The 9,413-nt window shown below is 59.5% G+C and carries 10 protein-coding genes; all 10 read left to right on the plus strand.

Features of this window, described 5'->3' with window-relative positions; translation table 11 throughout:
- On the plus strand, nucleotides 1–925 hold a 925-nt coding region (locus HALKA_RS19760), incomplete at its 5' end, for an eCIS core domain-containing protein (protein ID WP_044956868.1).
- Between the two features lie 86 nt (nucleotides 926–1,011).
- A complete protein-coding gene (locus HALKA_RS0116325) occupies nucleotides 1,012–1,833 on the plus strand; it encodes a DUF7958 family protein (protein WP_018259010.1) in 822 nt (273 codons plus the stop codon).
- 25 nt (nucleotides 1,834–1,858) lie between these two features.
- Nucleotides 1,859–2,869, plus strand: a complete 1,011-nt coding sequence (locus HALKA_RS22030) for an eCIS core domain-containing protein (RefSeq protein ID WP_245545431.1) — start codon at nucleotides 1,859–1,861, stop codon at nucleotides 2,867–2,869.
- A 9-nt stretch (nucleotides 2,870–2,878) separates the two neighbouring features.
- Nucleotides 2,879–3,109: a hypothetical protein gene (locus HALKA_RS21695; RefSeq protein ID WP_018259012.1), complete on the plus strand. Its 231-nt coding sequence runs from the start codon at nucleotides 2,879–2,881 to the stop codon at nucleotides 3,107–3,109.
- Between the two features lie 2 nt (nucleotides 3,110–3,111).
- A complete protein-coding gene (locus HALKA_RS19765; RefSeq protein ID WP_044956826.1) occupies nucleotides 3,112–4,017 on the plus strand; it encodes a DUF7958 family protein in 906 nt (301 codons plus the stop codon).
- 457 nt (nucleotides 4,018–4,474) lie between these two features.
- Nucleotides 4,475–5,860 carry an eCIS core domain-containing protein gene (locus tag HALKA_RS22035; protein WP_018259015.1) on the plus strand — a complete coding sequence of 462 codons (1,386 nt, stop codon included), beginning with the start codon at nucleotides 4,475–4,477 and terminating at the stop codon, nucleotides 5,858–5,860.
- Complete coding sequence (locus HALKA_RS0116350; RefSeq protein WP_018259016.1) at nucleotides 5,860–6,717, plus strand: DUF7958 family protein; 858 nt, start codon at nucleotides 5,860–5,862, stop codon at nucleotides 6,715–6,717. Before HALKA_RS22035 ends, HALKA_RS0116350 begins: the two co-directional genes overlap by 1 nt.
- A 162-nt stretch (nucleotides 6,718–6,879) precedes the next feature.
- On the plus strand, nucleotides 6,880–7,929 hold the full coding sequence (locus tag HALKA_RS22040; protein WP_018259017.1) for an eCIS core domain-containing protein: 1,050 nt from the start codon (nucleotides 6,880–6,882) through the stop codon (nucleotides 7,927–7,929).
- A 3-nt stretch (nucleotides 7,930–7,932) separates the two neighbouring features.
- Nucleotides 7,933–8,838: a DUF7958 family protein gene (locus HALKA_RS0116360; protein WP_026190378.1), complete on the plus strand. Its 906-nt coding sequence runs from the start codon at nucleotides 7,933–7,935 to the stop codon at nucleotides 8,836–8,838.
- Between the two features lie 73 nt (nucleotides 8,839–8,911).
- Nucleotides 8,912–9,413: eCIS core domain-containing protein (locus tag HALKA_RS19775; RefSeq protein ID WP_044956828.1), on the plus strand; the 502-nt coding region annotated here is incomplete at its 3' end.

Consider the following 9,413-nt stretch of genomic DNA (forward strand, 5'->3'; position numbering starts at 1 on the left):
TGCCGACTTCTCCGACGTTCGCATCCACACCGGCGCCAAGGCCGCCGAGGCCGCCGACGCCATCGACGCCAAAGCCTTCACCTGCGGCAATTCGATCGTCTTCAACAGCGGCGAGTACGATCCCGAGAGTACTGAAGGCCAGTTCCTGCTCGCCCACGAGCTCGCGCACGTCAAACAGCAAAACGGCGGCGCGCCACTCTCGATGATGCCCCAGCAAGAAGCGGATCTCGAGATCGATCCCGACCCGCAACTGGAGCGGAACGCCGACCAGGCTGCCGAGGAGGCCCTCCAGGGCGACGAGCCACTGACGGTCAGCCGGATGGGTACCGACGTGCAAGTTCAGCGAATGCCCGCCGAGCAAGTGCCCCAGGCCCTGGAGCTGTTCAAAGCCGAAGTCGAGGGGGGCGTCGGCGGCTCGTTCCAGCAGTCACAGAACCAGAACCGCATCGACTTTATCGAAGACGAACTCAAGGGGGCCATCGACAACATCGGCACCCACCAGGATGCGCTGGCCCACCAGGAGGAGGCGATCCTGGACGCGCGTGCCGCCGGTGACCAAGAACGCGCCTCTGCACTCGAAGACGCCAAAGAGTCGATCGGCGACCGCATCGCCGAACTGTACGAGCATCTCCAGGAGGGCGCCCAACAGATCGCCCTCACCGACGAGCAACGCGAGAAACTCGACGACTTCGACGGCGACGAGTTCCTCACCGAACTCGGCTGGACGGCCGCGAAAGGGCTGGTCTCGCTGATTCCGGGCATGGGTGCACTCATCGCCACATTCGAGATCGGTGAGACCGCACTCCGCCAGTTCTGGGAGCAAACCGACGGCTCACTGACTGAACGACTCCACCAGGTCAAAGAACAGGTTCTCGCCGAATTCAGTCACGGTGGCGACGATGAATACGACTACAGGGGTGAATGATCATGGAAGCGGAAATCGTAGGCGAGGATGACAAAGGATTCGGAGTTGACGTCGTCGACAATACTAATGGAAAGCATCATGTTGGCATGGATCTAGAAGGCGAGATTAAATTCCACGAATGTGACGCATATGCCGACAAAGCTAGCAACAGAACGACCGAAGACAACGAACACAACAATCAGGCCCGCCGGTTTGCCAAGTGGCACGTCTACCGTGAACGAGGCTACGACACGCTCGACGCTGGCAACAACCCCGACCGCATCCTGGCGGCACTGCTCGCGATCGCTCGACTCTCCCAAGAAGACTTTGACGAACACTTCGGCGACCTCCAGCGCCAGATAGAGAGCCACTACGACGGCTCGACCGTCGATCTGCCGTTCCCAGATGCTGACCCTGACGACGTACTCGTCTACCGGAAAGATATCTATGTCCAGCCCGACCCGACCGAGTACGACCCACCACTCCTCGAACAGTATCTCGGTCACTTCGAAGGCGATTCAGACTCCCCGGTGATGCCAGCGAAGGACACCCTCGACACCAGCGAATTCGACGATCTCGAAGCCGAGATCGAGGCAGTGTCGCCGATGCACTATCTCCACACCGACGGGCTGGGCACCGAACAGACACACCGTGGCGAGAACCCCTTGGACCGCGAGCCCGACGCCACGATCGAACTGGTGCCGTTCGATCCCGCTGAGATCGGCTCGTTCCACCACTACATCGTCTCTCACCTTGCCTACCAGATCAGAGATTGCTTCCTGCGGATGGGCGTGAAACCGCCGGTGGCGTTTAGAAAAGCAGGCTGGGGGAAATATCGCTCGTTCCACGAACAGAAGTTCTGCCCGCAGTACGAGAACTACTGGGACGCGACCGCGACGATCGAGTCGTGGGAACCGAAAGTTCCGTGAACCATTGGCTGGTGTGTGAAAACAAGTGACCGTGCACGTTCGACCGACGGAGACCGAGTTCCCAGGGATGGAAATAAGCCCCATCGCCGCCGCCACAGCCGTCAGCCACCGCCAGCGCAACATCCAGCGGGCGATGCAAGAGACCGGCACCAGTCAGGACGAGGTCCCAGACCAGGTCCTGGACGTCGTGGGCTCCGGCGGGATGCCACTCGAACGCTCCGTCCAGGACTTACTTGAGGACCGCATGGACGCAGACTTCTCCGACGTTCGCATCCACACCGGCGCCAAGGCCGCCGAAGCCGCCGACGCCATCGACGCCAAAGCCTTCACCTGCGGCAATTCGATCGTTTTCAACAGCGGCGAGTACGATCCCGAGAGTACTGAAGGCCAGTTCCTGCTCGCCCACGAGCTCGCCCACGTCGAGCAGCAGAACGGTGGGGCGCCGCTGTCGATGATGCCCCAGGAAGGAGCGGAGTTGGAGATCGACCCGGATCCGCAACTCGAACGCGACGCCGACCAGGCTGCCGAGGAGGCGCTCTCCGGTGAGGATCCCGTTACTGTCAATCGGCTGGGCACCGACGTGCACGTCCAGCGGATTGAGAAAGATGAGATGTTACCCGCACTCGCGCTGATGGATCTGGAGAACGATCCCAACAGCAATCGCGACCCCGCTGGCACGTTCCAAAGGGACCAAAATGAGCGGAGAATTGCGTTTATCGAGCGATCGATCAAGCAACAACTGGGTGATTTCAAGGAGGACATCGGCGATCAACACGCCGAGATGGTGAACAAAACGGTCAGAAAGATCGTCGGAAACGAAGGCGGCTCGGTCGAGGATGATGGAACTATCATTCTGCCTGAGAACTCGACTCTCGATCCTGACGATATCGATCGCGAGGCTTTCGAACAAGCTCGCGAGCGAGAGTTGATGGATCGAGACGAAATCGAGGCGGAACTCGAAACAGCAAAAGAGAATATGTCCGATGTCGCCGACCAGATTGCACTCACCGACGATCAACGAGAGGAAATCAAGTAAGGGGCCGACTTGGGCGTTGGGGGCGACATCGCGTCGAATACTCTCGCTGCGATTATCGGATTGATCGGCGGCCCCGTCGCAGGGCTCCTCGGTGCAGTCGGGATCGACATCGCCATGCGAAAGTGGCGCTTGCTCGACGGTGACATCACCAACCGGATGGCCAAATTGCAGGAAGAACTGCTCGAAGAGGTCCTTGAGGACATGGATACTGGCGAGGATAGCGAGAAGGTGGACTTCTAACTATGGATGCAGAAATTAAAAAAGAGACGGAAGATGGATTTGGACTGCTTGTCCTCGACAACAATGATGTTGAACATAAGATAGGAGTTAGTTATACTGGCGAAATTGATGGCCATCTTCAAGATGGGTACCCGGACAAGGCAGCGAAGCGAACGAAGGAAGGCAGTGAACACGTCAACCAGGCTCGCCGTTTTGCCAAGTGGCACGTCTACCGGGAACGGGGCTACGACACGGTCCCGCCAACCGAAAATCCGGATCGCATCGCCGCTGCCATGCTGGCGATAATCGACCTCGACGAGGAAGACTTCGACTCGCTGTTTGGACCTCTCATCGAACACAGCCAGCGCCACAGCGACGGCGATCCCGTCGACCTCCCGTTCCCGGCAGCTGCGAGTGATACCGTCATCTACTGCCAGGACCTCTGGCTAAGCGACGATCCAACCGAGTGTGAGCCACCCCTGCTGGAGCAGTATCTCGAAATGGCACGCCAGACGGATGTGGCCGACCTCGCCGAACACCTGCTCACAGACGACCCACTGCCACATACATCGCTCCCCAGCTTCGACATCGAGGCTGTCTCGGACGTGCATTACATTCAGACCGACGGCATTAGCTTGACCGAATATCCGGACGATTCACTACCGCTCGAGAGAGCGCCCGACACACGACTCGAACTGCTCCCACTGGATGTCGACACGTTCGGCTCACCGCGAATGCTGATTGTCTCGCACCTGCGATTCCAGATCCGGGACCGACTCCTGGAGATGGGTCTGGAACCGCCGGAAATACTCGACCTAAACGGCCCCGGCGCATTCAAACCGATGGTCAAGCAACGGCTCATGAACATGTACGAGGAGTACTACCGTCCGGGAGGAGACGAATCAATTCCCAGTGCGGGCCTACTCTAAGTGAGGGCCAACACCTGTGTACCTGCTTTCCGAACTCACTTACGACCTCAAGTGCCTTGCTGGTGACACACCTACACAGAGCAATGTATGATACGGAAAGTTGTAGTTACTTACCGGTGAGCGTCGCCACGGGGTAGACGCTCACCGGTAAATTCCTACAACCGTCCGTATGAGTCGGTGCCATCCAAACAGACGACAAGTGAGGCCACAATGAGTGCTCACGTGAGGGGATCGCCGCGTCCCGACAGCACCCCCGCCCCGTCGACGGCGGCTCCGCTCGATAAACGGCGGCTTCGCCCGGTCGACGGCGGCCCGATCCAGCCACTCGCGGACGGACTGATGCCAGGCGATCGAAATATTCAGAGAGAAACCATTATCATACAGCGGTTTGAACGGTGAAGTAATGAACGGTCCCGAGGCGAGCCACCGAGTCACGGTCGCGGCGGGTGATGAGTAGATGGCTGGGAAACGGAAGGCCAACCGCAAAGGTCGCTCGAAGGACGACGCCGACGCCGAGCGGGAGCGGGCCGACGGTGCCACTCGCACCGTCCAGCGCAGCGAGTCGGCCACGCGGCAGGCGACCGGCCGGGATCCGCTGCTGGCCGACGCCACACTCTCGCCCGAGCAGGGCGATATCGTCCCGACCAAGACCCCCAGAGAGCAGGCCAACCAGCAACGCCAGAGCAACATCCAGCGGGCGATGCAAGGCACTGGCACCAGCCAGGACGAGGTCCCGGACCAAGTCCTGGATGTCGTGGGCTCGGGCGGGATGCCACTCGAACGCTCCGTCCAGGACTCACTCGAAGATCGCATGGACGCCGATTTCTCCGACGTTCGCATCCACACTGGCGCCAAGGCCGCCGAAGCCGCCGACGCCATCGACGCCAAAGCCTTCACCTGCGGCAATTCCATCGTCTTCAACTCCGGCGAGTACGATCCCTCCTCGCCGGAAGGCCAGTTTCTCTTAGCGCACGAACTCGCGCACGTCAAGCAGCAAAACGGCGGCGCGCCGCTGTCGATGATGCCCCAAGAGAATGCGGATCTCGAAATCGATCCGGATCCGCAACTCGAGCGGGATGCAGATCGGGCAGCCGAAGAGGCGCTGTCTGGTGAGGAGCCGCTGACCGTCAATCGACTGGGGACCGACGTGCACGTCCAGCGGGCACCCAAATTCACGGACTACGTGGCATCGACGGACGCTCAGGAGCGATTCCTCGACAATGGGGGAGAGATAGACGCGTTAGATACTGACCCGGAGAAAATCGAGGAATTACAGAGCAAGGTCGAAGAATTGGAAGACCTTGCCCAGCAAATCAGTGAGTTAGGTGACGAGATGGGCGTGTCGGTGACGTCGACGGGTGATGGAACGACGATAACTGAGCAAACACAGACACCTATCGACGACGGGATGTCTCTCACGGTCTCAGACGACGCAGACATAGACTCCCTCGATCTCTCGCAGCAACAAACAGAAGTCGTCCAGAAACACAGACAGCTCATCGAAGAGTTTGGCAACACAGTTGAAGAGCTTATTTCCGATCTTCAGGGCGACATCCCCGAAGAAAGTACGCTAAAGGAAATCCTCACAGATGGCGGGATTGACCTGGGTGTGGCCGGTCTCCTGTACAAAGCTGTCGAGTCCGGAACCGATTATCATACCCTCGCAGAGATGTTAGCCACTGAAACAGATACAATCGGAGCACAAGGCGGTGCACTGATCGAAAACATCGTTATTTACTTCGGGGCCCTCCTGACCGCTGTCGCCGTCAGACAGGGCTACGACAAACTCACCAGCGACGATACTGGCGAGGGCGACGACCCGTATCAGGGTGGTGATTCATAATGGAGGCAACTATTGACGGCGAAGACGGAGAATATTTGAAGATATATGTGACTGATAACAATAACAACGAACATAACATTACCATTGAGATCGCCAGTGGTGAAATAGCGTATCACGAACAGGACGGCTACCCGGACAAAGCAGCAGAACGGACTCCGGTCGAAGACGAACACGTGAACCAGGCACGACGGTACGCTAAGTATCACGTTGCCCAGAAAACCAAACATGACGTGCTGCCATTTGAGCACGACCAAGCAGCGATGGACCGGGTGAAACAAGCCATCGAGACCCTCTCTGCAGAGGACTTCCAAGACCACTTCGGCACGTACTTTAACCAGATCAACGGTCGGTTGCCGGGCGTGGAGCCACCAGTTCCAGAGCCAGATGCTATCGAGGACGACGACTTCCGCCTGTACTTGCTCGACGTCTATCTCGATGACCGAGACCAGATCGAGGCGGTATCGGGCATTCACTTCCTCTATCTTGCCGACGATCGCGAGCGTCAGTACCAGTTCGGTGACAAGCCCTTCAACCGTGACCCGGACGCTCAACTCCAACTCCCGCCGAACTATCTCCCGTCACTGGAGGCCGCACAAGACTTTTTCGCCTACCACCTCGACTGCCAGATCCGAGATTGTCACTTGCTTCGCGGCGAGGAGCCGCCCGAAGCGTATCGCGTCCTGGGTCCCGGCCTGTACGACGGAACGACTCGCTATCTCCGCGAGGAACGTCCATATCACTCATACCACGCCTTCCATGCGGACGTCCCCGACTACACACTCGACTACGACTACGGATTTGGCGAAAAAGGCAAAGAGATGGCCAAAATTGCAACTGCAGTGGCCGAACGAAAATAATACCCGTCTCCGCCGCGCATTCACTCTCCGACCACAGTGACTCTCTCGCTACTGTCGAACTGTCGACTGTTCTCGCCAACAATGCTAGATCGTCCTCAATCGCACCAGCGGTCTCTAAACACTCCCAGCGTCACACAGCATAATCAAAACATCCAGCGCGCGATGCAAGACACCGGCACCTCACAGGACGAGGTCCCAGACCAGGTCCTGGATGTCGTCGGCTCCGGCGGCATGCCACTCGAACGCTCCGTCCAGGACTCACTTGAGGACCGCATGGATGCCGACTTCTCCGACGTTCGCATCCACACCGGCGCCAAGGCCGCCGAGGCCGCCGACGCCATCGACGCCAAAGCCTTCACCTGCGGCAATTCGATCGTCTTCAACAGCGGCGAGTACGATCCCGAGAGTACTGAAGGCCAGTTCCTGCTCGCCCACGAGCTCGCGCACGTCAAACAGCAAAACGGCGGCGCGCCACTCTCGATGATGCCCCAGCAAGAAGCGGATCTCGAGATCGATCCCGACCCGCAACTGGAGCGGAACGCCGACCAGGCTGCCGAGGAGGCCCTCCAGGGCGACGAGCCACTGACGGTCAGCCGGATGGGAACCGACGTGCAAGTTCAGCGAATGCCCGCCGAGCAAGTGCCCCAGGCCCTGGAGCTGTTCAAAGCCGAAGTCGAGGGGGGCGTCGGCGGCTCGTTCCAGCAGTCACAGAACCAGAACCGCATCGACTTTATCGAAGACGAACTCGAGGGGGCCATCGACAACATCGGCACCCACCAGGAGGCGCTGGCCCACCAGGAGGAGGCGATCCTGGACGCGCGTGCCGCCGGTGACCAAGAACGCGCCTCCGCACTCGAAGACGCCAAAGAGTCGATCGGCGACCGCATCGCCGAACTGTACGAGCATCTCCAGGAGGGCGCCCAACAGATCGCCCTCACCGACGAGCAACGCGAGAAACTCGACGACTTCGACGGCGGCGAGTTCCTCACCGAACTCGGCTGGACGGCCGCGAAAGGGCTGGTCTCGCTGATTCCAGGAATGGGTGCGCTCATCGCCACCTTCGAGATCGGTGAGACCGCACTCCGCCAGTTCTGGGAGCAGACCGACGGCCCACTACCGAACCGGCTCGCGCAAGTCAAAGAGCAGGTCCTCGCCGAATTTGGTACTGGCGAGGGCAACCGTCCTGAGCGAGTCAAAAGTCGGGAGGAATAATTCATGGATGCAATGATCACCGGAGAAGATGAAGGTGGTGTTGGCCTCAGCATTATTGATAACAATGATGTTGAGAATTTGATCTCTGTTGATTTTGACGGCGAGATCACGTACCACGAACAAGACGGCTACCCAGACAATGTATCCAAGCGGACTGACGCCGGCAACGAGCACGTAAGCCAGGCCCGTCGGTTTGCCAAGTGGCACGTCTACCGCGAGCGAGGCTACGACACGCTCGACGCCGGCAACAACCCCGATCGAATCCTCGCCAGCCTCCTCGCTCTCGCACGACTGTCAGAAGCAGAATTCGACGAGCACTTCGGCGACCTCCAGCGCCAGATCGAGAGTCACTACGACGGCTCGACCGTCGACCTGCCGTTCCCCGACGCCGATCCCGACGACGTCATCGTCTACCGGAAAGATGTCTACGTGCAGCCGGATCCGACCGGCTACGAGCCACCATTGCTCGAACAGTATCTGGGCCACTTCGACGGTGAGTCGGACTCGCCGGTGATGCCGGCGAAGGACACCCTCGACACCAGCGAGTTCGACGCCCTCGAAGCCGAGATCGAGGCAGTGTCGGCGATGCACTACCTCCACACCGACGGCCTGGGCAACGAACAGACGGAACGTGGCGAGGATCCACTGGAGAGAGAATCCGACGCGACGATCGAACTGGTGCCGTTCGATCCCGAGGAGATCGGCTCGTTTCACCATTACGTCGTGTCCCATCTGGCCTATCAGATCCGGGATGGTTTCCTGTTGATGGGTGTGAAACCGCCCGTGGCGTTCAGAAAAGCTGGCTGGGGGAAATATCGGGCCTTCCACCGCCAGAAATTCAAACCACAGTACGAGAACTACTGGGACGCGACCGCGACGATCCAGTCGTGGGAACCGAAAGTTCCGTGAGCCATCGGCTGGTGTGTCAAAACGAGTGACCCTGCACGTTCGACCGATGGCGACCGAGTACCCGGGGACCGAAATGACTGCTATTGGGGCCACAGCTCTCACCCACCGCCAGCACAACATCCAGCGCGCGATGCAAGACACCGGGACCAGCCAGGACGAGGTCCCAGACCAGGTCCTGGATGTCGTCGGCTCCGGCGGCATGCCACTCGAACGCTCCGTCCAGGACTCACTTGAGGACCGCATGGACGCAGACTTCTCCGACGTTCGCATCCACACTGGCGCGAAAGCCGCCGAAGCGGCGGATGCGATCGACGCCAAAGCCTTCACCTGCGGCAACGCCATCGTCTTCAACTCCGGCGAGTACGATCCCCAATCGGCGGAGGGCCAGTTTCTCTTAGCGCACGAACTCGCGCACGTCAAGCAGCAAAACGGCGGCGCGCCGCTGTCGATGATGCCCCAAGAGAATGCGGATCTCGAAATCGATCCGGATCCGCAACTGGAGCGCCAGGCAGATCAGGCTGCCGAGGAGGCGCTCCAGGGCGACGAGCCACTGACGGTCAATCGGCTCGGAACCG

Origin of the sequence: Halomicrobium katesii DSM 19301 (assembly GCF_000379085.1) — an archaeon.
In the GTDB taxonomy this organism is placed as follows: Archaea; Halobacteriota; Halobacteria; order Halobacteriales; family Haloarculaceae; genus Halomicrobium; species Halomicrobium katesii.